At 66.5% G+C, this 26,425-nt stretch carries 19 protein-coding genes; 13 read left to right on the top strand and 6 right to left on the bottom strand.

Translation table 11 applies throughout. The features are described from left to right. Window positions 1-198: 198 nt before the first annotated feature. Window positions 199-1,593 (bottom strand): hypothetical protein, encoded by a 1,395-nt coding sequence (locus EAV90_RS25715; protein ID WP_162500202.1) that lies wholly within the window; start codon window positions 1,591-1,593, stop codon window positions 199-201. Window positions 1,594-1,668: 75 nt separating this feature from the next. On the opposite strand from EAV90_RS25715, the gene EAV90_RS25720 reads away from it, so the two are divergent. Beyond that, the gene (locus EAV90_RS25720; RefSeq protein ID WP_122402380.1) at window positions 1,669-2,865 is read left to right on the top strand and encodes an MFS transporter; all 1,197 of its coding nucleotides are present in this window, start codon (window positions 1,669-1,671) and stop codon (window positions 2,863-2,865) included. On the opposite strand, the gene dgcA is transcribed toward EAV90_RS25720, so the two are convergent. Next, entirely contained in the window at window positions 2,835-3,830 is a 996-nt protein-coding gene (gene dgcA, locus EAV90_RS25725; protein WP_122402381.1) for an N-acetyl-D-Glu racemase DgcA, read from the bottom strand. The genes EAV90_RS25720 and dgcA overlap by 31 nt on opposite strands. Before the next feature lie 134 nt (window positions 3,831-3,964). On the opposite strand from dgcA, the gene EAV90_RS25730 reads away from it, so the two are divergent. The 7 genes from EAV90_RS25730 to EAV90_RS25760 all read left to right on the top strand — a co-directional run bounded on the left by EAV90_RS25730 (window position 3,965) and on the right by EAV90_RS25760 (window position 13,016). Then, a complete protein-coding gene (locus EAV90_RS25730; protein ID WP_122402382.1) occupies window positions 3,965-5,098 on the top strand; it encodes an MlaE family ABC transporter permease in 1,134 nt (377 codons plus the stop codon). A gap of 2 nt (window positions 5,099-5,100) precedes the next feature. Beyond that, window positions 5,101-5,871, top strand: a complete 771-nt coding sequence (locus tag EAV90_RS25735; RefSeq protein WP_162500203.1) for an ABC transporter ATP-binding protein — start codon at window positions 5,101-5,103, stop codon at window positions 5,869-5,871. 39 nt (window positions 5,872-5,910) lie between these two features. Beyond that, window positions 5,911-6,780, top strand: a complete 870-nt coding sequence (locus EAV90_RS25740; protein ID WP_122402383.1) for an MlaD family protein — start codon at window positions 5,911-5,913, stop codon at window positions 6,778-6,780. 234 nt (window positions 6,781-7,014) lie between these two features. Further along, entirely contained in the window at window positions 7,015-7,191 is a 177-nt protein-coding gene (locus EAV90_RS25745; protein ID WP_129145030.1) for a DUF3311 domain-containing protein, read from the top strand. Then, window positions 7,181-8,671 carry a monocarboxylate uptake permease MctP gene (gene mctP / locus EAV90_RS25750; RefSeq protein ID WP_129145031.1) on the top strand — a complete coding sequence of 497 codons (1,491 nt, stop codon included), beginning with the start codon at window positions 7,181-7,183 and terminating at the stop codon, window positions 8,669-8,671. The genes EAV90_RS25745 and mctP overlap by 11 nt, the downstream gene beginning before the upstream one ends. A gap of 149 nt (window positions 8,672-8,820) precedes the next feature. Further along, window positions 8,821-12,366, top strand: coding sequence for a hybrid sensor histidine kinase/response regulator (locus EAV90_RS25755; protein ID WP_162500204.1), 3,546 nt, complete (start codon window positions 8,821-8,823; stop codon window positions 12,364-12,366). Further along, window positions 12,363-13,016 (top strand): response regulator, encoded by a 654-nt coding sequence (locus EAV90_RS25760; protein WP_122406561.1) that lies wholly within the window; start codon window positions 12,363-12,365, stop codon window positions 13,014-13,016. Before EAV90_RS25755 ends, EAV90_RS25760 begins: the two co-directional genes overlap by 4 nt. Window positions 13,017-13,088: 72 nt before the next feature. Here the strand turns inward: EAV90_RS25760 and EAV90_RS25765 are convergent, their stop codons facing one another. After that, on the bottom strand, window positions 13,089-18,863 hold the full coding sequence (locus EAV90_RS25765; protein ID WP_129145032.1) for an apolipoprotein A-IV repeat region-like domain-containing protein: 5,775 nt from the start codon (window positions 18,861-18,863) through the stop codon (window positions 13,089-13,091). Between the two features lie 426 nt (window positions 18,864-19,289). Between EAV90_RS25765 and EAV90_RS25770 the strand changes: the two genes are divergently transcribed. Together EAV90_RS25770 and EAV90_RS25775 are read left to right on the top strand one after the other, a co-directional pair. After that, window positions 19,290-19,634 carry an Hpt domain-containing protein gene (locus EAV90_RS25770; protein ID WP_162500573.1) on the top strand — a complete coding sequence of 115 codons (345 nt, stop codon included), beginning with the start codon at window positions 19,290-19,292 and terminating at the stop codon, window positions 19,632-19,634. 165 nt (window positions 19,635-19,799) lie between these two features. Then, window positions 19,800-20,120 carry a 2Fe-2S iron-sulfur cluster-binding protein gene (locus EAV90_RS25775; protein WP_008143731.1) on the top strand — a complete coding sequence of 107 codons (321 nt, stop codon included), beginning with the start codon at window positions 19,800-19,802 and terminating at the stop codon, window positions 20,118-20,120. Between the two features lie 15 nt (window positions 20,121-20,135). Here the strand turns inward: EAV90_RS25775 and EAV90_RS25780 are convergent, their stop codons facing one another. Next, the gene (locus tag EAV90_RS25780; protein WP_122402388.1) at window positions 20,136-20,603 is read right to left on the bottom strand and encodes an acyl-CoA thioesterase; all 468 of its coding nucleotides are present in this window, start codon (window positions 20,601-20,603) and stop codon (window positions 20,136-20,138) included. A 182-nt stretch (window positions 20,604-20,785) separates the two neighbouring features. On the opposite strand from EAV90_RS25780, the gene EAV90_RS25785 reads away from it, so the two are divergent. The 3 genes from EAV90_RS25785 (at window position 20,786) to EAV90_RS25795 (ending at window position 23,161) form a co-directional block, all read left to right on the top strand. Further along, window positions 20,786-21,814, top strand: a complete 1,029-nt coding sequence (locus EAV90_RS25785; RefSeq protein ID WP_122402389.1) for an NAD(P)/FAD-dependent oxidoreductase — start codon at window positions 20,786-20,788, stop codon at window positions 21,812-21,814. A 105-nt stretch (window positions 21,815-21,919) separates the two neighbouring features. After that, window positions 21,920-22,510: a DUF2147 domain-containing protein gene (locus tag EAV90_RS25790; protein ID WP_122402390.1), complete on the top strand. Its 591-nt coding sequence runs from the start codon at window positions 21,920-21,922 to the stop codon at window positions 22,508-22,510. A gap of 297 nt (window positions 22,511-22,807) precedes the next feature. Then, window positions 22,808-23,161, top strand: a complete 354-nt coding sequence (locus tag EAV90_RS25795) for a hypothetical protein (RefSeq protein ID WP_164937105.1) — start codon at window positions 22,808-22,810, stop codon at window positions 23,159-23,161. Window positions 23,162-23,342: 181 nt separating this feature from the next. On the opposite strand, the gene garD is transcribed toward EAV90_RS25795, so the two are convergent. Next, complete coding sequence (gene garD / locus EAV90_RS25805; protein ID WP_129145034.1) at window positions 23,343-24,884, bottom strand: galactarate dehydratase; 1,542 nt, start codon at window positions 24,882-24,884, stop codon at window positions 23,343-23,345. Window positions 24,885-24,976: 92 nt separating this feature from the next. Continuing rightward, window positions 24,977-26,425: an aldehyde dehydrogenase family protein gene (locus EAV90_RS25810; protein WP_122402392.1), complete on the bottom strand. Its 1,449-nt coding sequence runs from the start codon at window positions 26,423-26,425 to the stop codon at window positions 24,977-24,979.

Consider the following 26,425-nt stretch of genomic DNA (forward strand, 5'->3'; position numbering starts at 1 on the left):
GACCTTGACTCGATCTGCGCGCGCCATCCTACGTGCTCCACGGTCGGGACGAAGAGCTGGCCTGCAATCGAACAAAGAGCTGAACAAACCGCCTTGACACACCAAATCCCCATGTGAGCAATCCAGAATCTTTCCGCGGCGGCAGTCTGGATTTGCTTCGCTGCGCTCGCAATGACGGTGTGGAGAGAGCGTAGTCTCTTACGAGAAGAACGCGATCTTCTCAGCCTGGGTCATGCGGCGGATCGGGGCGAGGGGATCGTTGGCCGGCGCGCGGGGCTTTTGCAAGATGCCGCTGGCGAGGATGGTGGCGCCGAGCGAGGGCTCGGGCGAAGACGTGGGCAGGGGCGAGGGCATCGGCAGCGTCGCGGTCGGCCCTGCGGCGAACGTTGCCGTCGCCGCCATGGCTGGGGCCTGCTGCTCCATCACTTCGGCGGCGGCTTCCGCGATGGCGTCGGTGAGGCGCGCGAGCGAGTCCATCGCGATCGGTGCGTCCGCTGCAGGCTCTTCCGCGACGGCTGCGACGACCCGCTGAGTTGCGATCGGCTCCGGAAGCTCGGAGGCAATGGGCGCTGCGACATCCGAGGGCATTGGTTCCGGCTTTACCGGGGCAATCTCGACCGGCTCGATGATCTCGTCGAACTGAGGATCGGGCGCCGCCATCTCCAGCGCGATGGCCTCGAGGATGGCTTCGTCCTCGGCTTCCGCGGCGGCGTCGAGCGAGAACTCGTCCGTGACCTCCAGGACCGCGGCGGGCCCTTCAAGAGCGACGTCTTCAACCGCGACCTCGTCCGGCGCTCGCTCGCTTCCAGCGATGTCCGGCGCGATGGTCGCATCCATGGCCTGCTCGGCCACTGCGAATGCTTCCGCGCTGCCGGCTTTCTCAAGCGCTGCTTCGGCCTCGCCAGCGGCCGCGACGTCCTGCAGCGCCTCCGTAAAGGCCACGGGAGCTTCGCTCGCCATCGCGGCGGGCGCGGCTTGCGCAGGCGCAGCTTCCGCCACGGCGGAGGGCGCTGACTGCACCGGCGCCGGCGAGGGATGCTCTGCCTGCGACGCTGCGCCGCCCTCGGTCTGCTCGATCCGCTCCCTCAGCAGATCGAACGCAGCCTTGAGCTCGGCGCGAGGGTCGAGGGTCGAAATCTGTCCGCAGGCGGCCTCGATCGAGGCGAGCTGCGAATCAATGAGGTCGCAGATTCGCCCGTCGGCGCCGATCTCGCGCCAGCGCCAGGAGATCTCCTTGATGATGCGAACCCCGCGCGGGATCGGCGCGAGGCTCGCCTCGATCGCGGCGGGATCGAATGCCGCGATTGCGATCGTCTCGGCCTCGCGGATGGCGCGGCGGATCTCGACCAGCGCCTCCGGCAGGCGGTCCTCGACAACGGGTTGCCGCTGTGCCGCAAGGGTTTCTTCGATTTTCGCGACCGCGTCCAGCACCATGCGGGTGTCCGCATTGCGGTTGCGCTTGGCATATTCGCCGAGGAACCAGCGGCCGCGCGCGGTCTCCATGAAGGCTTCGCGGATCGCGTCGTAATCCTGCTCGTTCGGCTCGGCCGCGCGGGCAGACATGGGCGAGAGGGCGAATGCTTCGTTGGCCATGACAATCTCGTCGCGCAAATCAGTGCGCGTTACTGTAACGATCACCACGATATCGACCGAATCGCAATTGGTTTGATGCAGCCCGAATCACAAATCCCCATCGCGGCAGCGAAGAAGCGGCGATTTGCCGTGAGCCTCGCGCTGTTCTATTCGGCGGTCTTCGCGGTTTCGGGCACGCATCTGCCGTTCTTTCCGGTCTGGCTGAAGGCGATCGGCGTGGACGCGGCCTGGATCGGTCTCATCAACGCGCTGCCGGCGATCACGCGCTTCACCACGCTGCCGCAGGTCACGGCGTTTGCCGAAAAGCGACGGGCCATTCGCGCCGCCATGATGGTGTCGGTGCTGGCGACCGCGATCGGCTTCACAGCGGTTGGACTACAACAGCAGCCGCTGGCGCTGTTCCTGATCTATGCGCTGACCTGCGTGCTGTGGACGCCGACGATGCCGCTGACCGATGCCTATGCGCTGCGCGGCGTTGCCCGTTATGGGCTCGACTACGGGCCCTTGCGGCTGTGGGGCTCGGCGGCCTTCGCCGCGGGTTCGCTCGCCTGCGGCTATCTCGTCGACGTCATCGCGGCGCGCGATCTGATCTGGGTCATCGTGGCCTGGGCGGTCGTTGCGATCCTTGCCAGCCTGTTGCTTCAGCCGCTCGACGACATCAGGCGCAAGAGCGCCGAAGCGCGCGCCAACACGGCGCTGCTGCGCGATGCCGGCTTCTGGGCCATCATCGCCTCGGCCGCGCTGATCCAGGGCAGCCACGTCGCCTATTACACCTTCTCGGCCATCAACTGGCAGCTCCATGGCATCAGCGGGCTGACCATCGCGGGCCTGTGGACACTGGGCGTGATCGCCGAGATCGTCGTGTTCGCGCTGTCGCCGCGCTTCTCGCTGCATCCCTCCACCATGATGGCGATCGGGGGCCTGGCCGCCGTGCTGCGCTGGACCGTCACCGCCAACGAGCCGCCGCTCGCGCTGCTCGCGATCGTGCAGCTCGGCCACGGCCTCACCTTCGGCATGACCATCGTCGGCACCATGAATCTGCTGGTGCAGCGCGTGCCCCCGCATCAGATCGCGCGGGGGCAGGGCTATTATGCCGCCTGCAACGGGCTCTTGGGCGCTGCGACCTCGATCGCGTCAGGCGCGATCTACGCCCGCATCGGCGATGGCCTGTACTACGTCATGGCGGCGATGGCCGCGGCCGGCGCGCTGGTGATCTGGTCGGCGCGGCACCGATTCTCGGCTCATCCCCAGAGCGAGGCGTCCGGCGGATAGACCAGGCTGCCGTCATAACGCAGGCCGTGGTCGCGGTCGCGCGCGAGCAGAAGCGGGCCGTCGAGATCGACGAAGCGCGCCTGCGGCGTCACCAGCATGGCGGGGGCCATCGACAACGAGGTCGCGACCATGCAGCCGATCATGATCTCGAAGCCGAGCGCCTGCGCGGCATCGGCCATGGCCAGCGCCTCGGTGAGACCGCCGGTCTTGTCGAGCTTGATGTTCACGGCGTCGTAGCGTTCGCGCAGCGGTGCCAGCGAGGAGCGGTCATGCACGCTCTCGTCGGCGCAGACCGCGAGCGGCCGCTTGATCCGCGCCAGCGCCTCGTCCTTGCCTGATGGCAGCGGCTGCTCCACCAGGGTGACGCCGGCGGCGGCGCAGGCGGCGAGGTTGTGCTCCAGATTGGCTTCGGTCCACGCTTCATTGGCATCGACGATCAGCTGGGATTCGGGGGCGGCCCTGCGCACGGCGGCGATGCGTTGGGGATCGCCGTCGCCGCCGAGCTTGATCTTGAGCAGCGGCCGGTGCGCCGCTTTGGCGGTCGCGGCGGCCATGGCCTCGGGGGCACCTAACGAGATCGTGTAGGCCGTGGTGCGCTCGCCCGGCACGGGGCGATCCAGCAGGTTCCAGGCGCGCAGGCCGGCCGCCTTGGCCTCCAGGTCGATCAGGGCGCAATCAAGGGCATTGCGGGCCGCACCGGGCGGCATGGCGGCCTGGAGGGCCTGCCGCGTCAGCCCGCCCGCTACGGCCCCCTGCATGGCCTGGATGGCGGCGAGCGTCGCCTCGGGCGTCTCGCCGTAACGGGGATAGGGCACGCACTCGCCGCGGCCGGTCAGGCCGCCGCGGCTGACCTCCGCGACGACCGTCACGGCCTCGGTTTTCGCCCCCCGGCTGATGGTAAAGCTGCCGGCGATCGGGAAGCGCTCGATTCGCGCCGCCAGAGCCACAAGTTTGCTGGAAGTCATTTTGAACTCTGGCGAAATCTGAACCTGCTAGTTACCTCTAGCAACTAACATTAACCACTTGGGGATACCTTCTCTGGGTAAGGGCGCGTGCGCAACCATCTGATTTTCTCCGCCCCGGCACGGGAGCGGACGTCTTGAGTAGCGATCCGAAGCTGGAGCGGATTGCGAAGGGCAACGCGCTGGCACTCCGCGCCACCGGAACCTGGACCGCGAGCTTTGCGCCGGTCCTGGAACGGATGGTGGCCGACGCCGAGAAGCTCGGCGGCAGTCCGCAAAGCATCTTCATCGACGTGTCCGAGATCGCCAAGCTCGACACGTTCGGAGCCTGGCTGATCGAGCGGCTGCGCCGCAGCCTGACCACGGGCGCGGTCGAGCCGCAGATCGCCGGGCTCTCCGCGAATTATTCGAGCCTGGTCGACGAGGTGCGGCGGGTGCGGGCGACCCCCGTGATCGACCGCAGCCCCATCACCATCACCGGCATGCTGGAGCAGATCGGCCGGGCGGTGGCCGGCCTCGCCGGCACGGTGGCAGGCCTCGTCGACATGCTCGGCGCGGTGCTCGCTGCGGGCTTTCGCGTCCTGATCCATCCGCGCTCGTTCCGCCTGACCTCGACGGTGCATCACATGGAGCAGGTCTGCTGGCGCGCGGTGCCGATCATCGTGCTGATCACCTTCCTGATCGGCTGCATCATCGCGCAACAGGGCATCTTCCATTTCCGCCGCTTCGGCGCCGACATCTTCGTCGTCGACATGCTCGGCGTGTTGGTGCTGCGCGAGATCGGCGTGCTCCTGGTCGCGATCATGGTCGCGGGCCGCTCCGGCAGCGCCTACACCGCCGAGCTCGGCTCGATGAAGATGCGCGAGGAGATCGACGCGCTGCGTACCATGGGCTTCGATCCGATCGAGGTCCTGGTGCTGCCGCGCATGATGGCGCTGGTGCTGGCGCTGCCGATCCTTGCCTTCCTCGGCGCGATGGCCGCGCTCTATGGCGGCGGTCTGGTTGCCTGGCTCTATGGTGGCGTGCAGCCGGAGGCCTTCCTGTTGCGCCTGCGCGACGCCATCTCGATCGATCATTTCATCGTCGGCATCGTCAAGGCGCCGGTGATGGCCGCCGTGATCGGCATCGTCGCCTGCGTCGAAGGGCTCGCCGTGCAGGGCAGCGCGGAATCGCTGGGACAGCACACCACGGCGTCGGTCGTGAAGGGCATCTTCTTCGTCATCGTCATGGACGGCGTGTTCGCCATCTTCTTCGCCTCGATCGGGATGTGACGATGGCAGGCGAAATTCAAAACCCCATCATCCGCGTCCGTGACATCACCGTCCAGTTCGGCGCAACACGTGTGCTCGACGGGCTCAACCTCGACGTCAAGCGCGGCGAGATTTTGGGATTTGTCGGCCCCTCGGGCGCGGGCAAGTCCGTTTTGACGCGGACCATCATCGGTCTGGTGCCGAAGGTCGCGGGCAGCATCGAAGTGTTCGGCGTCGACCTCGATTCCTCCAGCACGTCGCAGCGGCGCAACGTGGAGCGGCGCTGGGGCGTGCTGTTTCAGCAGGGCGCGCTGTTCTCCTCGCTGACGGTGCGGCAGAACATCCAGTTTCCGATGCGCGAATACTTGCGCGTCTCGCAGCGGCTGATGGATGAGATCACCATGGCCAAGCTGACCATGGTCGGGCTCAAGCCCGAAGTCGCCGAGCGTTTCCCGTCCGAGCTCTCCGGCGGCATGATCAAGCGCGTGGCGCTCGCCCGCGCGCTGTCACTCGATCCCGATCTCGTGTTCCTGGACGAGCCGACGTCGGGCCTCGACCCGATCGGCGCCGGCGATTTCGACGAGCTGGTCCGGACCCTCCAGCGCACTTTGGGACTGACGGTTTTCATGGTAACCCACGATCTCGACAGCCTTTACACAGCGTGTGACCGCATCGCCGTTTTAGGGAACGGTAAGATCATTGCGGCAGGGTCGATCGCCGACATGCAGGCCTCGCAGCATCCCTGGCTGAGGCAATATTTCCATGGCAAGCGCGCCCGCGCGGTCATGGGTTAAGTGGCTGGGTTGAGAGCTGGGTCGTAGCCGGAGCACCTGATGGAAACGCGGGCGAATTACGTATTGATCGGCTCGTTCACGCTGGCGGTGATCGCCGCGGCGATCGGCTTCGTGCTGTGGTTTCAGTCGCTGCACACCACCAAGCAGCGCAGCCCCCTGCGCGTCGTGTTCGAGGGGCCCGCAGCGGGCCTGCGCAACGGCGGCAGCGTCAACTTCAACGGTATCCGGGTGGGCGAGGTGGTCTCGGTGAAGCTGGACAACCCGCGGCGGGTTGTCGCACTCGCCATGATCGAGAACAACGCCCCGATCCGCAAGGACACCCTGGTCGGCCTCGAATTCCAGGGCCTCACGGGCGTCGCCGCAATCTCGCTCAAGGGCGGCGACGAGGCCGCGGCACCGCCGCCGCTCGACCAGGACGGCATCCCGACGCTGACCGCCGACCCCAACAAGCTCCAGGACGTCACCGAGGCGATCCGCGCCACGCTGCAGAACATCAACAAGATCGTCGCCGACAATCAGGAAACGGTGAAGAACTCGCTGAAGAATCTGGAGACCTTCACCAACTCGCTCGCCCGCAACTCCGAGAAGATCGACGGCGTGATGGCCAAGGTCGACGGCGTCATGCTCAAGGCCGACAATCTCATGCTCGGCCTCAACACGCTGGCGGGCGGCAAGGATGGCGGCGAGCTGTTTCAGGCGGTGAAGTCGATCCGCGAACTCGCCGAGGATTTCGACAAGCGCTCCGGCGCGCTGATGGCCGACGGCCGCCGCACCCTCGGCGACATCAGCCGCGCCGTGAACAATTTCGACCGCAACCCGACCCGCGTGCTGTTCGGCGCCAGCAACTCATCGCAACCCGCCCCGCCGCCCGAACCGCCGAAGCCGGCGGCGGCCGAGCGCAGGCGGTAGCAGGCGGACGCGTTCACGCACCCTGTGCGTTCGTCATCGTGGGTCTCGTGTCCCGGACGCGCGGCAGCCTGCAACGCTGCTGCGCAGATGTGGGGCCGCTGCGCCAGTACGAAAGTATGGGGGTCGGGCCGAGCCAAGGTAGGGGGAGGGGCCGTCCCTCGTTGTCAGCTATACCGCGCTCAAGGCGCGTCCACGAAAAGGCGCGTCGACTTCACTCACAGGGGAGGAGAGCGCGTGGTACGCCTGTTGCTGTTGTTGCCGTTCATCGGCCTGATGATCGTGCCGTTCTACAATGTCTGGGAGCCCCATCTATTCGGCTTCCCGTTCTTCTATTGGTATCAGCTCGCCTGGGTGCCGCTGACCTCTCTACTCACCTACATCGTCTACAGGAGCGTGCGCCGTGCTGACTGATGTCGATAGCGCGGCGTTCGCCGTATTCATCGCTCTCTTCGTTCTCGTTACCGGCATGGGTTTCGTCGCTTCGCGCTGGCGCAAGCCGGAAACGCTCGCTCATCTCGACGAGTGGGGCCTGGGCGGCCGCAAGTTCGGGACCTGGATCACCTGGTTCCTGGTCGGCGGCGATTTCTACACCGCCTACACCGTGATCGCGGTTCCCGCGCTGGTCTATGCGGTCGGCGCCTACGGCTTCTTCGCGCTGCCCTACACCATCATCGTCTATCCCTTCGTGTTCGCGGTGATGCCGGTGCTCTGGAAGGTCGCCAAGGAGCGCGGCTATGTCACCGCCGGCGACGTGGTGCGCGGTGCCTACGGCTCGCGCGGCCTCGAGCTCGCGGTTGCGGCGACGGGCGTGCTGGCGACAATGCCCTATATCGCGCTCCAGCTCATCGGCATGGAGGTCGCGATCAAGGCGCTCGGGCTTCACGGCGAGGTGCCGCTCGTTCTCGCCTTCCTGGTGCTCGCGCTCTACACCTACTCGTCGGGGCTGCGCGCGCCGGCGCTGATCGCCTTCGTCAAGGACATCATGATCTACATCGTGGTGATCGCTGCGATCGCGATCGTGCCCTCCAAGCTCGGCGGCTATGGCGCGATCTTCACCGCGGCGGATGCGGCTTTTGCCGCAAAGGGCTCGGGCGGTATCCTGCTGTCGCCCGCGCAGATCGTGCCCTATGCGTCGCTGGCGCTCGGCTCGGCGCTCGCGGCCTTCATGTATCCGCACACGCTGACCGGCATCTTCGCGTCGTCAGGCGGCAAGACCATCCGCAAGAATGCGATGCTGCTGCCGGCCTACACGCTGCTGCTCGGTCTCCTCGCGCTGCTGGGCTACATGGGCCATGCGGCCGGGTTGAAGCTCGCGAGCAACAACGACGTCGTGCCTGAGCTGTTCAAGACCCTGTTCCCGAGCTGGTTCGCGGGCTTTGCCTTCGCCGCGATCGCGATCGGCGCGCTGGTGCCGGCGGCCGTCATGAGCATCGGCGCCGCCAACCTGTTCACCCGCAACTTCTGGAAGGTGTGGGTCGATCCGAAGGTGACGCCGGCGGGTGAGGCGAAGGTCGCCAAGATCACCTCCATGCTGGTGAAGGTCGGCGCGCTGCTCGCCATTCTCCTGATGCCGACGCAGTTCGCGCTCGACCTGCAACTGCTCGGAGGGCTCTGGATCCTCCAGACGCTGCCGGCGCTGGTGTTCGGCCTCTATCTGAACTGGTTCTCGAGCACGGCGCTTCTGGCCGGCTGGGCCGTCGGCCTTGCAGGCGGCTCATGGCTCGCCTGGTCGGACGGGCTGAAGCCGCTGCACAGCATCGACTTCGGCGCCGGCAAAGTCGCGATCTACACCGGCGTCCTGGCGCTCGCGCTGAACATCGTGGTTGCCGTCGTGGTCAACCTGGCGGTCAAGCGCGTGCCGCAGGAGCGGCTGTCCCGCGAGGCGGCCTGAAGTGACCCTCAAGCGGCGGCCGACGATCCTCCGGCCGCCGCTTCTTCGGAGCGAAATAGCCTTCCATGCGATTGAAAACGCTATAGTATCCGCCCGCGATCCGGCCCCGCTCATCGCCGGCCGATCAGACGATCTCGGGTGAGGATGTCTTGCAGGCGTGGTTCGTTCTTGCGGTCGCTGCGGGCTATGTGACCACGTTGTTCCTGGTGGCCTGGTGGGGCGATCGGCGGAGCGCCGGTGGACCGCTGGTGTCGCCAAACTCCTGGGTGGCCGCGATCAGCTATTGCCTGACGCTTGCGGTCTACAACACCTCCTGGAGCTTCTACGGATCGGTCGGACGGGCCGCCACCAGCGGGCTGGACTTTGCCACGATCTATATCGGCCCGACCCTGGTGCTGCTGTTCGGCCAACGGCTCCTGTCGAAGGTGATCGCGATCGCGAAGGCGCAGAACGTCACCTCGATCGCCGACTTCATCGCCGCGCGCTACGGCAAGAGCCAGGCGCTGGCGGCCTTCGTGACGCTGGCATCGCTGCTCGGCGTGCTTCCCTATATCGCGCTTCAACTCAAGGCTGTCGGCAAGAGCTTTGACTATCTGATCCTCCAGCCCGAGCGCGCCGGAGGCGAAGCACTGCGATTCTGGCAGGACTCCGCCTTCGGCGTCGCCGCGTCGATGGCGCTGTTCGCGATCGTGTTCGGCGTCCGGCATGTCCATGCCAGCGAGCATCATCGCGGCCTGATGCTCGCGATCGCCTTCGAGAGCGTCGTCAAGCTGCTCGCATTCCTGATCGTCGCGCTGTTCGTGCTGTTCGGCCTGTCTTGCGGTCCCGCCGCCCTGCTGTCGCAGTTTCAATCGGAGCCGCAACTGGCGGGGATCCTCAGCTTCGATCCGACGCAGCCGGTGTGGCCTGCGACGATCGTCATCTCGGGCATCGCTTTCCTGTGTCTGCCGCAGGCCTTCCATGTCGCCGTCGTCGAGAACGAGGCGCCGGCGCACACGCGCACAGCGGCATGGCTCTACCCGAGTTACCTTGCGCTGTTCAGCCTGCTGATCCTGCCGATCGCCGCGGCAGGGCTTGCGAGGTTCGGCGCGATGATGGACCCCGACACTTACGTCATCTCGCTGCCGATCGCGGCGGATGCGGGCACCATCAGCCTGATCGCGTTCCTGGGCGGGCTCTCGGCCGCCACCGGCATGGTGATCATGACGTCGGTCGCGCTCAGCACCATGCTCTGCAACGACGTCATCATGCCGCTGCTGTTGCGCTCGCGCGTCTTCGGCCTGCGTGCGCAGAGCCGGCCGATGACCTCGGTGCTGGTGGCGGTGCGCCGGCTCTCGATTGTTGGCATCCTGCTGCTCGCCTATCTGATGCACCGCCTGGTCAATCAGTCCTATCCGCTGACCTTGATCGGACTCCTGTCGTTCGTCGCGGTCGCGCAATTCGGTCCGGCGTTCGTCGGAGGGCTGTTCTGGCCGCGGGCCAACAAGGCCGGTGCCTCGATCGGAATCGCGGTCGGCTTTTCCATCTGGGCCTATACGCTGCTGCTTCCCTCGGCCGCGCCGCTCTGGCCGGCGATCGAGGAGATCGTCCGCCAGGGGCCGTGGAAGCTCGCCTGGCTCAAGCCGAACGCATTGCTGGGTCTCGAAGGGATCGATCCGATCTCGCACGCCACGCTCTGGAGCCTCGGCGCCAATCTCGTCTGCTTCCTGATGATCTCGGCGTTGGGGCGGCAGTCGACCGTCGAGCGCAACCAGGCGGCCGCATTCGCCGATGGCGTCATCCGCGAAAAGATCCCGACGCTGTCCTCCCGCGTGGTGGTCCGGCTCGACGATCTCCGCGCGCTGGCGTTGCGTTTTGTCGGCGCGCAGCGCGGCGCAGCGGCCTTCGACAACTATCTCGCGGCGCGTAGCGCCGGCACCGGGCCGCGCCTCGATCCGTCGGGGCTCGTCGATCTCGACTCGATCCGCTTCACGGAGAATCTGCTTGCCGGTGCCATCGGTGCTGCATCGGCGCGCGTGGTGATCGCCGCATCCCTGGAGGGGCACTCGCTGTCGCGGCGGGCGGCGATGGCGATGCTCGACGAAGCCTCGGAGGCGCTGCGCTTCAACCGCAACCTTTTGCAGAGCACGCTCGAAAGCGTGCCGCAGGGCATTTGCGCCTTCGATGCCGATTTCAACATCACGGCCTGGAACGGCCGTTTCATCGCGCTCCTGGACCTGCCGCCGGATTTCGTGCGCGTCGGTCTTCCGCTGGCGGATCTCATTGCCTTCAACGTCGAGCGCGGCGAATATGCCGCGTCCGAATTCGCCGCGCTCCTTGTCAATCGTGACGTCGCCACCCAGAGCTGGCCGTATCTGTACGAGCGCAAGCGGCCGGACGGCACGGTGCTCGAGATCGTCTATGATCGCGTCGCCGAGGGCGGCTACGTATCGACCTACACCGACGTCACCGAGCGTCATCGCGCCGCGGAAGCCCTGCGCCGGGCCAACGAGGGGCTCGAGCTGCGCGTCCGGGAGCGGACCGAGGCGCTCGAGCTGGCGAAGGCGGAAGCCGAGCAGGCCAATCTCGGCAAGACCCGCTTCCTGGCGGCGGCCAGCCACGATCTGCTGCAACCGCTGAATGCGGCCCGGCTGTTCCTGTCCGCGCTCGACGAAAGCCTGCATGCCGCATCGCGATCCGGCGACGTCGACAAGGAGCGCAACCTGGCGAGCAGCGCGATCACGGCGCTGCGCTCGACCGAGCACGTGCTGGACAGGCTGCTCGACATCTCCTCCTACGATGCCGGCGCCGTTCGCGCCGAAGCGTTTGATTTTCCGATCGCGGATCTGCTCGTGCAGTTGAACGTCGAGTTCTCCGCGATGGCGCACGAACGCGGGCTCGTCCTCAACGTCGTCGATTGTCGTGTCGCCGTGCGCAGCGATCCGCATCTCCTGCGTCGCATCTTGCAGAACCTGTTGTCGAACGCGCTCCGCTACACGCCCAGGGGACGCATCCTGCTCGGCTGCCGGCGGCGCGGCGGCGATCTGCGCATCGAGGTCTGGGACACCGGCGTCGGGATCGCGGCGGAGGATCGGACGCGGATCTTCGAGGAGTTCCAGCGTCTGACCCCCGGATCGGAGAAGGGCCTGGGTCTCGGTCTTGCGATCGTGGATCGTATCTCGCGGCTCCTGGGCCATCCCGTCGACGTCCGATCGCGGCCCGGACACGGCTCGTGCTTCGCCGTCACGGTGCCGCTGGCGCGCGGAGCGGGAACGCCGCTTCAGCGCAAGGTGGCAGATGCGCCGCCCGCGGTCGCGGAGCGCACGCTGACGATCCTGTGCCTCGACAATGAGGCGGCCATTCTCGACGGCTTGACGGCATTGCTCGGTGGGTGGGGGCACCATGTGCTTGTCGCCACGGACGCCGATGGAGCGATGGCGGCGGCCGCGGCCCATCCACCGCACCTCGTGCTGCTCGATTACCACCTCGACGATGGTCGCAGCGGCTTGGACTTTCTCGACGATCTCAGGCAGAAGTCGGGGCGCGACGTCCGTGCGCTGATCGTCACAGCCGATCGCAGCGAGGCCGTGCGCGAGGAGGCAAGGGCGCGCGGCTGCGAGATCCTGACGAAGCCGATCAAGCCGGCCGCTCTGCGGCGCTTCCTCGGCAGCGAAGCCCTGAACCGGCAGTTCGAGACGAAACTGGAGACTTCCTGACGATGCGCATCCTGATCGGCGACGATCATCCGCTGGTGCAGGCGGCGTTGCGGAGCGCCTTGTCGAGCGTGCTGCCGGATCTCGACATCATCGCCTGCCAGTCGCTGGACGAGGCGATCGGCGTCCTGACCGCCCAGTCCGACGAGATCGACCTGATCCTCTGGGATCTGACCATGCCGGGCATTCAAGGGTTTGCCGCGCTGTTCATCCTGTCGGCGCAGTTCCCGACCGTGCCGGTGGCGATCATCTCGGCACGGCAGGACGCCGCCACGATCCGCCGTGCGATTGCCTACGGCGCATCCGGCTACATCCCGAAATCGCTCGGCCTGCCCGAGATGGCGGATGCGATCACGAAAATACTCGCCGGTGAAATCTGGATGCCGCCCAATGTCGGCGGGCGCGGCTCGATCCAGAGCGCCGACGTCGAGCTTGCCGCAAGAATGGCTTCGCTGTCGGCGCAGCAGCTGCGCATTCTCGCAATGATCGTCGAAGGCAAGCTCAACAAGCAGATCGCGGGCGAACTCGACATCGCCGAGCAGACCGTGAAGGGCCACGTCTCGACGATCCTGCGCAAGCTCGGCGTCGGCTCGCGCACCCAGGCCGCGGTCGTGGCCGAGCGGCTGTCATTCGGTCAGCCCAACGGCACCTGAGATCCCTCCCGCAAAACACGACGGAGGCCGTGAGGCCTCCGTCTTCATTCTGTTGTCTTGGAATTCTGCTGCTTATCCCAATCGTCCCGCCGCGTGCGCCAGCAGCGTGTACACCAGCCCCGTCTCCGAGATCAGGTGGCTGCGCAGCTCCTGCGGGCCGCGGCCGTCGCGGGCGACTTCGTCGAGCAGGCGCTCGAACTCGGCGACGTAGCGGTCGACCGTGCCCTTGAAGTTGCGGTCGGCGCGGTACTTGCGGGCGACCTCGTCGAAGGCCTTCTGGCCGGCGGGCGTGTACAGGCGCTTGGTGAAGGCCTTGTTCTCGCCGCGCTGATAGCGGTCCCACATCTCGGCGGCGAGGTTGCGGTCCATCAGCCGGCCGATGTCGAGCGACAGCGATTCCAGCGGATTGCTGCCATCTTGCGGTGCCTGCGGCTGCGGCGCGGCGGCATTGCGCCCGCGCAGAGCCTCACGACCGGTCGGGGCGCCGTGATTGGCGTCCGTGCGGTTGAGCAGGTCCGACAGCCAGCCGTCGCGGCCCTGGTCGCTACCGCCAGGTGCGACCGGCGGCGCTTCGGTGCGGCGCGCGGCCGGCATGCCGAGGTCCGGCGGCGGCAGCGTCGAGGCGCTGCCGGTGTCGCGCATGCGGGTCTCGGGAGCCCGGCCGCCGACGGCGGCGGCCAGCACCGGCTCTTCCTGGCGATGGATGCTGGCGCGGCCCGCCGTAGTGACGTCGAGCCCGCGGCCATGCTGGGCCACGATGCGGTTGAGCTCGGCGAGCGCCTCGATCTGGTCGACGATCACCTTGCGCATCTGGGCCGTGCTCTCGGCAGCCTCCTGCGGCATCTCGAGCACGCCGCGGCGCAGCTCGTTGCGGGTGGCTTCGAGCTCATTGTGCATCTCGAGAGCCATCTGCTTCATGCTGCCGACGAGGTTGGTGAACTTCTCGGTCGACTGCTTGAACATCGCATCCGCCTCGTCCGTGGTCTGGCGGTAGATGTCGTGCATCGCCTCGATGGTCTGGCGGTGCTCCTCCTCGGACGCCGCGCGCACCGCCTCGAACTGGCGGGTGATCGCGGCGGAGCCTGCGCCGGCGGTCTCGGCGACGACGCGGGCGATGTCGCGGGCGCGCTCTTCGGCGGCCGCCAGCGATTCATCGAGGAGGCCGGTGAAGCGCGACAGCCGCTGGTCGAGATCGGCCGTGCGCAGGTCGATCGTGGTGACGAGCGATTCCAGTGCCTGCTTGCGCTCGGCGAGCGAGGCGGTGGTGTTCTTGTTGCTCTGCTCGACGACCTGCGCGGCCTCGACCAGCGCCTTGCCGTGCTTGTCGAACTGGGTCGACAGCTCGCCGAGATCCTGGAGCGCCTTCGTGGTCTTGCTGTTGAAGACGTTGAGCTGCTCTTCCAGGTTCTGAGTCGCAGCGCCGTTGCGCGAGGTGACGTCGTTCATCGCCGAGACGAAGTCGGCGACGCGCGTCACCAGCGCCCGCTCCAGCGAGTTGAGGTTGTCGTGCGCACCGGTCAGCACCTCCTGCAGCAGGATGTTGCCTTCGCGCAGGCGCTCGAACAGGGCGACCGTGTCGGTGCGCAGGATCTTGCTGGTCTCCTGCATCTCCGTGACGGCCGCGATCGAGACCTGGCGCGACTGGTCGATCGCCGAACGCGAGGCCTGCTCGAGGTCCTTCAGCGACTTGCCGACCGCGCTGGTGGCGATCTCGCTCGCCGCGTTGATGGTGCGGGCGACTTCCGAGCCGTTGCCCATCATGGTCTGCGAGAAGGCGTTGCCGCGCGTCTCGATCGACTTCAACGCGTCGGAGGTGACGCGGTCGATGTCGAGCGTGAGCTGGTCGGTCTTCGAGCCGATGGCATCGACCAGCGCGCCGCGCTTGGCGTCGATCATGTTCGACAGGCGGTCGGCCTGCTGCTGCACGTAGGTGACGATCTCGTCAGTCTTGCCGGTCATGGCCTGGCCGAAGCTGGAGGTGGCGGCGAGCACCGAGCGCTCGACGTCGGCCGAGCTCGTCTTGACCCGCGAGCTCGCCTCGTTGGAGGCGGAGATCAGCGCGTTCTGGGCGTTGAGCGCGCTGGTCTGGATGTCGTTGGTCGCGTTGGCGGTGGCCGCGCTCAGCGTGCGCTCGATCTCGGTCGAGATCGTGCGGATCTGGCTCGCGGCGTCGGCCGAGGTCGAGGTCAGCGAGATCTGCGCCTCGCGCGCGCTGTTGAGGATGGTCGAGGCGGTGTCGGCGCCGACCGCGGTCAGCGTGCGCTCGATGTCCGTCGTCAGCGACTTGATCTGGCTCGCCGCATCGCTCGAGGCGGAGATCAGCGAGCCCTGGGCCTCGCGGACACCGCTGGTGAGCGCCTCGATGGTGGCGCCGCCCGCGGTCGCCAGCGCGCGCTGCATCTCGGCCGCGAGCGAACGGACCTGGCTGGTCTGTTCGGCCGAGACCGCGAGCAGGGTGCTCTGGGCGTCGCGCGCGCTGGTGGTGATCGTCTCGGCCGTCGTCTGGCCCACCTGCGAGAGCGAACGATGCACTTCGGCCGCGAGCGACTTGACCTGGCTCGCCGCATCCGAGGACGCCGTGACCAGCGTGCTCTGGGCCTCGCGGGCGCCGCTCATGATGGTCTCGGCCGTCGAGGTGCCCGCCATCGTAAGCGAGCGCTGCACGTCCGAGGACAGCGCCTTGATCTGGTTGGCGGTCTCGGTCGAGGCCGCGATCAGCGCGTTCTGCGCATCGCGGGCGCCGGCGGTGATCGATTCCGCCGTGGTGGTGCCCGCCATCGTAAGCGAGCGCTGCACGTCCGAGGACAGCGCCTTGATCTGGTTGGCGGTCTCGGTCGAGGCCGCGATCAGCGCGTTCTGCGCATCGCGGGCGCCGGCAGTGATCGATTCCGCCGTGGTGGTGCCGGCCAACGACAGCGAACGCTGCACGTCGGCGGTGAGCGCCTTGACCTGGCTCGCCGCATCCGAGGACGCCGTGACGAGGGTGGTCTGCACCTCGCGGGCGCCGGCCAGGATGGAGGCCGCAGTGGCGGAGCCGGCCGCCGACAGCGTGCGTTCGACGTCGGCCGCGAGCCCCTTGATCTGGTTGGAGGCCTCGCCCGATGCGGCGACGAGCGTCGACTGGGCTTCGCGGGCACTGGTCAGGATCGAGTTCGCCGCACCGGTGCCGACCGCGGTCAGAGCCTGCTCGACCTCGGCCGAGGTCATCTTGAGCTGGGCGTTGACGTCGGAGGAGACCGTCAGCAGCGATTGCTGGGCCGCGCGCGCGCCGGTCTGGATGGTCTCGCTGGTGTTGACGACGAGGTTGGTGAGCGAGCGCTCGGCGTCCTCGACATGCGAACGGATCGCGGTCGAGATCATCTCGGCGCGGGACATCATGTCCTCGCTGGCCTGGCGTCCGCTGCTCTCGATGCGGCCGGCGACGGCCTCGACGCGCGAGCCGAGCAGGTCCTCGAACTGCGCCACGCGCACGTCGATGTCGCTGGCGACGGAGCCGATCTTGGTCTCGATGGCCTGCTGGATGTCCTGGAAGCGCGCCGTGACCGTGTCGGTCAGATGCGTGCTGCGGCCGTCGATGATCTCGGTGACGCCGGTGATGCGGCGGTCGACCGCCTCGATCGCCTGCGCGGTGCCGTCCGTGAGCGTCGAGGTCAGCAGCGTGAGGCGCGTGTCGATCGACTGCACGGCCTGCGAGGCGCCGTTGGTCACGGCGGTGGTCAGATAGGTGAGGCGGGAGTCGATGGATTCGAGCGCCTGCGACGCGCCGCCGGTGAGCGTCGTCGTGAGGTGCGTCAGCCGGGTGTCGATCGTCTGGATGGTCTGCGATGCGCCATCGGTCAGCGAGGTCGTGAGGTGGGTGAGGCGGGAGTCGATCGACTGGATCGCCTGCGCGGCACCGTCGGTCAGCGATGTCGCCAGCGTGTTGATGCGCCCGTCGATGGTTTCGGTCATGGACTTCGCGCGGGTGTCGAACGACTGTTCGAGTGCGGCGACGCGGCCGACGAGCTGCTCGTCGAAGGTCCTGATGTGGCCTTCGATCGTGCCGTCGAGGCTCGCGATCTTGCCGTTCAGCGAGGTGTCGAGGTTGGCGACGCGTTCGCCGATCGTGGTCTCGAACTGCACGAGGCGCTGGTCGAGCACCGCCGTGATCTGGCCGCCGTTCGCCGTGAAGCGGGTGTCGAAATTGTCGACATAGGTCCTCAGCGTCTCGGCGATGTCCTGCGTGCGCTGGCCCATGCGCTCGACGATCTCGCCGCCGAAGGTCTTCACGGTGCGGTCGAACTCGGAGATGTGGCGCGTGATCAGCGCGCCCAGCGTGCCGGAGTCGCGGGCGAACTTCTCGACCAGCTCGGTGCCCTGGTTCCTCACCAGCTCGTCGAAGGCGCTCATCTGCAGCGACAGCGAGTCGTGTGCGGTCTCGGTCTGGCTGACGACCTTGGCGACCAGGGCGTTGACGGTGGCGTCGAGCGCCTCGCTCGCCTTGTCGCCGCTCGTCATGATCTGGCCGGCGAGGCGGTTGCCGGCGTCGTCGATCTTGGCGGAGATGTCGTTGGAACGCAGCTCGAGCTCGAGCAGCAGCGAGTCCGACGAGTTCTTCAGGGAATCGTGCACCTGCTCGGTGCGCTCGGAGATGCCGTCGACGATCGCGGCGGAACGCTGCTCGAATTCGCCGGTGATGCGGTCGATGCGCTCGTTCAGCATCTCATGAACGCGGTCGGCGAGATCGACGAACTCGTCGTGGACGTGGCCGGTCTTGAAGTTGAGGCTGGTGGTCAGCCGCTCGCTGGCGTCGAGCACGGCGCGCGTGGTCTCGTTGCTGGCTTCCTCGAGGCGGTCGAGCAGGTCGCCGCCGCGCTCGCCGAGCGCCAGGATCATGTTGTCACCGGCATTGCTCAGCGCCTGGGTGATGTGGGCACCGCGCTCTTCGAGCGCGCCGGTGATGGACTTGGCGACCTCGTCGACGCGGGAGGCGATCGCGTCCGAGATCAGCGCGATGTCGTGGCGCAGGTCGATCTGCACGCCGGAGATGGCGCTGCGGACCTGCTCGGCCTGGCCGACCAGATTGTCGCGCTGATGCGCGATGTCCTGGAGCAGGGCGCGGATGCGCACCTCGTTGTCGGAATAGGCGCGTTCCAGCGCTGCGACCTCGTTGGCGACCAGCGTCTCGAGCTCGCCGGCGCGCGCAATCGCGCGTTCGATGCCGTCGCCCATCGCCGCGACCTCGCGGCGGATGGCCTGGCCGACGGTGACCATGGAATCGGAGGCCGAGCCTTCCGGCTCGGAGAAGCGGATCGCGACCTGCGCCATCGCCTGCGCGATCATGCGCATTTCCTGGCCGCGCCAGACGAGGCTCGCCAGGAAGTAGAACAGCATGATCGGCGCGAAGAACATCGCGACGAGACCGGCGATGACGAGCACGCCGCCGCTCTGGCCCATGGCGGCCTGGATCGAGGGCAGGAAGCCGACGGTCAGCGCGGCGCAGGCGGCGAGCCAGATGCCGGCGAAGATGGTGGCGAAGGTGTAGACGCTGCGGGCAGGGCGGCCCTTCTGCAGCGCCTGGAGCAGCTGGCCGATGGTCTCGCGGTCGTCATTGGCGGCGCGGCGCGAGGGGCGCGGCTCCTCGACCGGGTCGAACACGGTCGCCCCCTCGTTGGCGGCCGGGCGCGGCTCGAAGCTCGGCTCATCGAAGATCGGAGGGGCAGGCGGCGGCACCGGGGGCGCCGCTTCGTTGCGCACGGAGACGTTGCGGCTGGTGTCCGCAGCCGTGTCGCTGATGTTGAGGGCTTCCTGGATCGCAGAAAGCGCGACTTCTGTGGGGTCTTTGACCTTTTTCGGAGTGTTCGCCATGTTCAGTCCGAGCCCTCGTTACGTGTACGCGTCCCCCCGCGAGCCCTGCGCGCGGCGCAAGCCCACAGACCGGATCATGCCGCTTGCGCGGATCCCCGAGCCGTCCCCACCCGGACGGCTTGTCCGCCAATTTCTGCAACATCCTATTTGCAGAGCGTCGCGAATGAAATGCCCGCGATTAAGACATTCTTAATCATCGTTAACAGGATCGTGGCGTAACGCCTTAGCAATAAATGCAATTCTCCACCGGACTCGGTCGATTGCGGCAACTTGTTGTCAATAAACGGGCAGATCTACGTCAAATAGCCCAAACATTTCGTTAACCATTTTCATGCTTGGGTAAGGGGAACCTGACCGCCGGACCGGCGGCCGCCGCGCGATGCCGGGGCCTGCGCCATGACGCCTGAACTGCAACGGATGCATTGGATGCCGTCGCCCCCGCTTGCACCCATCGATAGCCCGCTGGATCTCGATCACCTGTCCCGGATGACGCTCGGCGACACTGAACTGGAACAGGAAGTGTTGGCGATGTTCGCCGAGCAGGCGGTCCGCCTGCTGGCGGCGATGGCTGCGATGCCGGCCGAGACCGGCGCGCTCGCGCACAAGCTCAAGGGTTCGGCGCGAGGAATCGGCGCCTTTGCGGTGGCCGATGCCGCAGCCAGCCTGGAGACCGCGATCAGGACCGGCCGTGGCCGGCCCGATGCCCTCGCCGCGCTGAAACAGGCGGTGACGGAGGTCCGCGCCGCCATCGAGGCGATCCTGAAGCCGTAGGCCGATACGGTCAAAGCCGCGCTCTAGTCATTTGTTTTGACGCGTTTTCTTCCCGCAAGATGGGATTCATTTCGCATCAAAACGCTATGGCGCCGGGCTGACCGACCCGTTATAGGACAGCCCGGACCCTCCTTCCTTCCCAGCACCGCGGCAGCACGAGCAGATATGGCCAAGATTCACTTTGTCGACCACAAGGGCGAAACCCGCACGGTGGAAATCGAGAACGGCGCAACCGTGATGGAAGCCGCGATCCGCAACAGCATTCCCGGCATCGAGGCCGAATGCGGCGGCGCCTGCGCCTGTGCGACCTGCCATGTCTATGTCGACGAAGCGTGGCGTGAGAAGGTGGGCAGCCCGACGCCGATGGAGGAGGACATGCTCGATTTCGGTTTCGACGTGCGCCCGAATTCGCGCCTGTCTTGCCAGATCAAGGTCTCCGACGAGCTCGACGGTCTCGTCGTGGCGACGCCGGAACGCCAGGCCTGATCGTCTCCAAACAAACTAGATGCTCGGCGGCGCGACCTCGATGCCGCGCTTGTGCCAGGGTCTGAGCTTCTCGATCACCTCTGCAGTCAGCGGCGCGGGGCGCCGCGTCGCCTCATCGAGCAAGACGCCGACCGACGTCGCCGACGCGATGCACTTTCCTTGCGAGAACACGACCTGCTCGAAGGTCACCGACGTTCGTCCGAGCTTCACCACCCCGAGGCCGAGCTCGATCGTGTTCGGCCAGTGCAGCTCGGCACGAAAATGCATGTCGAGTCGCACCATGATCCAGGCGAGGCCCGGCGGGGTCAGCCCGTATTCGGGAAGCTTCATCAGCGTGACACGGCCCGTCTCGAAATAGGTGGCGTAGACCGCGTTGTTGACGTGCTGGTTTGGATCGAGATCGCCGAAGCGGACGTTGTCGCTGAGGCGGTAGGGATAGTCCTCAAGGCGCGGCGTCGTGTCGGGGCGGGCTGGCGCGTTCACCGATTGATCTCCGTCATATCCATCCTCGTTACAGCCCAGTTATTTTGGCCCGGCAAGTGGGCGCGACTGCGGGGCGATCCCGCTTTTATGCCTTCCCTGTTCCATCCCCGTTGGCTAGACAGGCAGGGTCACCTCAGCCCAAAGGGCTCCGTCTAACCGATAACGATCGATAAAGAGACGACATGAGCGACGTGATCAAAACCGATGTGCTGATTATTGGCGCCGGCCCCTGCGGTCTGTTCGCCGCCTTCGAGCTCGGCCTTCTCGACATGAAGGCGCATTTCGTCGACATCCTCGACAAGGTCGGCGGCCAGTGTGCCGAGCTCTATCCGGAAAAACCGATCTACGACATTCCCGGCATTCCGCAGGTTTCGGGGCAGGGGCTCACCGACGCGCTGATGGAGCAGATCAAGCCGTTTCATCCGACCTTCCATCTCGGCGAGATGGTCGAGACCGTGGAGAAGATCGGCGATCCCGCCTTTCGCTGCACCACCGACACCGGCAAGGTGTTCGAGTGCAAGGTGGTGGTGATCGCGGCCGGCGGCGGCTCATTCCAGCCCAAGCGTCCGCCGGTGCCGGGCATCGAGGCCTATGAAGGCACGTCGGTGCATTATGCCGTGCGCAAGATGGAGACGTTCCGCGACAAGAACGTGCTGATCGTCGGCGGCGGCGATTCCGCGCTAGACTGGACGCTCAATCTGCATCCGCTGGCCAAGCGCATCACGCTTCTGCATCGGCGCGACGAGTTTCGCGCCGCGCCCCACAGCGTCGAGCAGATGCGCGCGCTCGTCGCTGGCGGCAAGATGGATCTGCGGCTCGGCCAAGTCACCGCGCTCTCCGGCGCTGACGGCAAGCTCACCGGCGCGACCGTCAAGGGCAACGACAACAGCTTGAGCGAGATTGCCTGCGAGGCCATGCTGCCGTTCTTCGGGCTGACCATGAAGCTCGGCCCGGTCGCGAATTGGGGCATTGCGCTGGAGAACAACCTCGTGCCGGTCGAGACATCCGCGTTCGAAACCAACGTATCAGGCATCTTCGCCATCGGCGATATCAACACGTATCCCGGCAAGATCAAGCTGATCCTGTGCGGCTTCCACGAGGGCGCGCTGATGTCGCAAAAAGCCCATCGTTATGTCTATCCGGAGAAGCGGCTCGTGTTCCAGTACACGACCTCGTCCTCCAGCCTGCAAAAGAAGCTCGGTGTCAACTGACGGAACGCAGCGGGGAGGCGATGCCCCATGTTTCTGGTGCTGGAACCGTTCGCGAAATCGCCGTAGTCTGCGGCCATTCCGGTCGTGGAATAACAAGGTGATCTAATGCGGAATTTCTCCAGCTTTCGGCAGCTCTCCTTCCTCGCGCTCGCATTGTCGCTCGCGACGGTGACGCCGTGTGCGGCACAGACCACCGAGCCCACGGCGGCGGGCCTCTGGCAGAAGGTCGAAGACGGCAAGACGGTCGGATGGTTCCTCTTCATCGACCACAACGGCGTGTTCGAAGGTGTGATCGCCAAGACCTTCCCGCGGCCAACCGACAATCCGAACGAAGTCTGCTCCAAGTGCACCGACGATCGCAAGAACGCGCCGGTGCTCGGCATCTCCTTCGTCCGCAACATGAAGCGCGAAGGATTGAAGTACGAAGGGGGCAACGTGCTCAATCCGCGCGACGGCCAGATCTGGAAGGCCAATATGCGGGTCAGCCCCGACGGCCAGACCCTGACGCTGCGCGGCTATCTCGGCATCGCGCTGCTCGGCAAGGACGAGACCTGGACGCGCCTACCCGATGCCTACATTGCCCAGGTCGATCCTGCCATCGTCGCAAAATACCTGCCCGCGCAGGCTGCAGCCGCGAAACCGCCCGCACCCGCGGCGAAGAAGGGCGGCGCGATGATGGCCCCTGCGAAGCAGTAGGCGCGCCGCCTCAGCACTCGTAGCTTCGGTGCGTCCTCTTCCCGCTTAGGCTGGGAATCCAGGACGTGCCAGCTTCTCAACGTCATTGCACGGCCCGTGCGGCCACGTTCGCCGAAAGGCGAACACGCGCCGGACCCGCTCCAGTAGTTCCCCGGAATGCGCGCTGGCGCCGGATTTGCATGGCTGCCGGCAAAGCTGCTGGGGGAGCGAGTCGCCGTCTCCACGCCTGCCGCGCACCACGCGGAGGGCGGACGGCAGCGTTTGCCTCGCGGCGATCACTTCGACCGCGGAGACACCATGAAAGCAATATCGTGTGCCGCCACGCTGCTGGGATTGATGGCGCTATTGGCCACATCGGCGCTGGCGCGCGATGACGGCCGCTACGCCAACTCGCCATTAAAACCCTGGTTCGAGAGTCTGCATAGCGAATACGGACAGTGCTGCTCCGATGCCGACGGCTATGTCATCGCCGACGTCGATTGGGAATCCGATCGCGGCCACTACCGCGTGCGCATCGACGACGAATGGGTCGTGGTGCCCGACGGTGCGGTGATCACCGTGCCGAACAAGATCGGCCGCACCATGGTGTGGAAGCACTATGTCGACGGCCATCCGCGCGTGCGCTGCTTCATGCCGGGCAGCATGACGTAGACCCGCGTGTCATTCCGGTCTGCGCGCCAATGTTTCCGGACGGTTTCGCGGAAGCGCCGATGCACCTGCCTAACGCTCTTGCAGATCAAGCTGCGGAGATTTGACCGGGGCGGCGGCCGCGGGAAAGCGCAAGGGGTAAGAGCGCCTGTCTGTGGAACAGGAGGTCGGTGGTTCGAGCCCCTCACGTCACCGGCGCGGGGTTGAACAGCGTGAGATCATTGTGGATGCCCCAGCGGTCCGACCACGGCTTGACGCGGCCGGAGGCGACATCGAGGATCAGGCGGAACAGATCCCAGCCGCATTCCTCGATGGTCTTCTCGCCGGTGGCGATGCTGCCTGAATCAAAATCGATCAGGTCTTTCCAGCGCCGCGCGAGCTCGCTGCGGGTCGCGACCTTGATGACGGGCGCGGCGGCGAGGCCATAGGGCGTGCCGCGACCGGTGGTGAACACCTGCAGCGTCATGCCGGAGGCGAGCTGGAGCGTGCCGCAGATGAAGTCGCTTGCCGGCGTTGCTGCGAACAGCAGGCCCTTCTGCGTCGCCTTCTCGCCGGGCGAGAGCACGCCGGCGATGGCGGAGGAGCCGGACTTCACGATCGAGCCGAGCGACTTCTCGACGATGTTGGCAAGGCCGCCCTTCTTGTTGCCGGGCGTGGTGTTGGCGCTGCGGTCGGCGCCGCCGCGGGCGAGGTAGGAATCGTACCAGGCCATCTCACGCACCAGCGCGCGGCCGACATCCTCGTTGATGGCGCGTCGCGTCAGCAGCTGGATGGCGTCGCGCACTTCGGTGACTTCCGAGAACATCACGGTGGCGCCGGCGCGCACCAGCAGGTCCGCGGCGAAGCCGACGGCGGGATTCGCCGTGACGCCGGAGAAGGCATCGCTACCGCCGCATTGCAGGCCGATGACGAGATCGGAGGCCGGGCAGGTCTCGCGCTTGCGCGTGTTGAGCACCTTCAGGCGGGCTTCGGCCTGGGTCATGATCGCATCGACGATCGCGCCAAAGCCGTCGAAGGCTTCGTCCTGCATGCGCACGATGGCGTCGTTGATGCCTGCCGGCACCAGCCGCTCGGGCGCGAGCTTCTCGCAACCGAGGCCGACGACCAAAATCTCGCCGCCGAAATTCGGGTTGAGCGCGAGGTTCTGCAGGGTGCGGATCGGCACGACCGCGTCGGGCGCGGTGATGGCGACGCCGCAGCCGTAGGCATGGGTCAACGGCACGACGTCATCGACGTTCGGATATTTCGGCAGCAGCTCGGCGCGGATGCGCTTGACCGCATATTCCATCGTGCCCTTGACGCATTGCACGGAGGAGGAGATGCCGAGGATGTTCTTGGTGCCGACCGAGCCGTCCGGATTGCGATAGCCCTCGAAGGTGAAGCCTTCGAGCGGCGGCAGCGGTGCGGGGACCGCGGTCGAGATTTCCAGCTTGTCGAGGGCAGGGGCCTCCGGCATGCGGATGCGGGCCTCGTCCACCCACTCGCCGGCCAGGATCGGCGACAGCGCGTAGCCGATGATCTCGCCATAACGGATGATCGGCGCGCCTTCCGCGATATCGACCAGCGCGGTCTTGTGCCCTTGCGGCACGAAGGCGCGCAGCGTCAGTCCCGATGCAAAGCGCGAACCGGCGGGAAGCCCGAAATCATTGACCACGATCGCGACGTTGTCGCGCTCGTTGAGCTTGATGTAGCGGGGCTGCTCTTTCGCTGCGACGTCCTGGTCCATCTTCGCTTGCCTCAAGAACGGAAGAAACCGTGTTTTCGTTCACCTCTCCCCGGAGGGGAGAGGTGGACTGCGCCGCGGCACGACATCGCTCGTCAACCCGGATTCGTGTAGGCCGTCTTCACCGTGGTGTAGAACTCGCGCGCGTAGGAGCCCTGCTCGCGGGCCCCGTAGCTCGAGCCCTTCCGTCCGCCGAACGGCACGTGATAGTCGACGCCGGCGGTCGGCAGATTGACCATCACCATGCCGGACTCGCTGTTGCGCTTGTAGTGCGAGGCGTATTTCAGGCTGGTGGTGCAGATGCCGGAGGCGAGGCCGAACTCGGTGTCGTTGGAGATCGCGAGCGCTTCCTCGTAGTTCTTCGCACGAATGACGGCGGCGACCGGACCAAAAATTTCCTCGCGCGCGATGCGCATGTTGTTGTTGGCTTCGGTGAACAGCGCCGGCTGCAGGTAATGACCGGGGTTCTCGCGCTTGAGCAGCTCGCCGCCGAAGGCGAGCTTGGCGCCCTCGTCCTGGCCGATCTTGATGTAGCGGAGATCCTGGTCGAGCTGGCTCTGGTCGACGACGGGGCCGATATGCACGCCGGTCTTGAGCGCATCGTCCACCGACAGCCCCTTCAACCGCTCGGCCATCGCCGCGACGAAGCGGTCGTGGATGCCTTCGGTGACGATCAGGCGCGAGGAGGCGGTGCAGCGCTGGCCGGTCGAGAAATAGGCGCCGTTGACGGCGACCTCGACGGCGGTCTTGAGGTCGGCGTCGTCGAGCACGACCAGGGGATTCTTGCCGCCCATCTCGAGCTGGAATTTCTTCATCGGGTTCGAGAGCACGCAGGCCTGCGCGATCTTGCGCCCCGTCTGCACCGACCCGGTGAAGGAGATCGCGGCCACATCGGGGTGCTCGAGCAGGGTCTGGCCGACCACCGAGCCGGAGCCGACCACGAGGTTGAACACGCCGGCGGGAACGCCGGAACGGGTGATGATTTCGGCGAGTGCATGTCCGGAGCCCGGCACCAGCTCGGCCGGCTTGAACACGACCGTGTTGCCGTAGCACAGCGCCGGCGCGATCTTCCAGGCGGGGATCGCGATCGGGAAATTCCAGGGCGTGATCATGCCGACGACGCCGACCGGCTCGCGGGTGAGCTCGACGTCGAGGCCGGGACGGACCGAGGCGCCCTTCTCGCCGATCAGGCGTAGCGCTTCGCCGGCGAAGAACGCGAAGATCTGGCCGGCGCGGGCGACCTCGCCGATCCCCTCGGGCAGCGTCTTGCCTTCCTCGCGGGCGAGCAGGCGGCCGAGCTCTTCCTTGCGGGCGAGGATCTCGGCGGAGATCTTGTTCAGCGCGTCATAGCGCTCCTGCGGCGTCGAGCGCGACCAGGCGGGGAAGGCAGCCTTTGCGGCGGCGATCGCCTTCTCGGTCTGCGCCTTGTCGGCTTTGGCATATTCGCCGACGAGATCGTTGGTGTTGGAGGGGTTGATGTTCTTCGTGATGCCGGAGCCGTCGACCCATTCGCCGCCGATGAAGTTCTTCAGGATCGCAGTCAT

The sequence above is a fragment of the Bradyrhizobium vignae genome (assembly GCF_004114425.1).
GTDB classification, from domain to species: Bacteria; Pseudomonadota; Alphaproteobacteria; order Rhizobiales; family Xanthobacteraceae; genus Bradyrhizobium; species Bradyrhizobium vignae.

Excerpts from the sequence above, each read along its gene's own strand:
- EAV90_RS25775 (WP_008143731.1), top strand. The coding sequence starts at position 19,800 with ATGGCCAAGATTCACTTTGTCGACCACAAGGGCGAAACCCGCACGGTG.
- EAV90_RS25720 (WP_122402380.1), top strand. The coding sequence starts at position 1,669 with ATGCAGCCCGAATCACAAATCCCCATCGCGGCAGCGAAGAAGCGGCGA.
- EAV90_RS25795 (WP_164937105.1), top strand. The coding sequence starts at position 22,808 with ATGAAAGCAATATCGTGTGCCGCCACGCTGCTGGGATTGATGGCGCTA.
- EAV90_RS25790 (WP_122402390.1), top strand. The coding sequence starts at position 21,920 with ATGCGGAATTTCTCCAGCTTTCGGCAGCTCTCCTTCCTCGCGCTCGCA.
- EAV90_RS25785 (WP_122402389.1), top strand. The coding sequence starts at position 20,786 with ATGAGCGACGTGATCAAAACCGATGTGCTGATTATTGGCGCCGGCCCC.
- garD (WP_129145034.1), bottom strand. The coding sequence starts at position 24,884 with ATGGACCAGGACGTCGCAGCGAAAGAGCAGCCCCGCTACATCAAGCTC.
- EAV90_RS25735 (WP_162500203.1), top strand. The coding sequence starts at position 5,101 with ATGGCAGGCGAAATTCAAAACCCCATCATCCGCGTCCGTGACATCACC.
- dgcA (WP_122402381.1), bottom strand. The coding sequence starts at position 3,830 with ATGACTTCCAGCAAACTTGTGGCTCTGGCGGCGCGAATCGAGCGCTTC.
- EAV90_RS25765 (WP_129145032.1), bottom strand. The coding sequence starts at position 18,863 with ATGGCGAACACTCCGAAAAAGGTCAAAGACCCCACAGAAGTCGCGCTT.
- EAV90_RS25740 (WP_122402383.1), top strand. The coding sequence starts at position 5,911 with ATGGAAACGCGGGCGAATTACGTATTGATCGGCTCGTTCACGCTGGCG.
- EAV90_RS25770 (WP_162500573.1), top strand. The coding sequence starts at position 19,290 with ATGCCGTCGCCCCCGCTTGCACCCATCGATAGCCCGCTGGATCTCGAT.
- EAV90_RS25810 (WP_122402392.1), bottom strand. The coding sequence starts at position 26,425 with ATGACTGCGATCCTGAAGAACTTCATCGGCGGCGAATGGGTCGACGGC.
- EAV90_RS25715 (WP_162500202.1), bottom strand. The coding sequence starts at position 1,593 with ATGGCCAACGAAGCATTCGCCCTCTCGCCCATGTCTGCCCGCGCGGCC.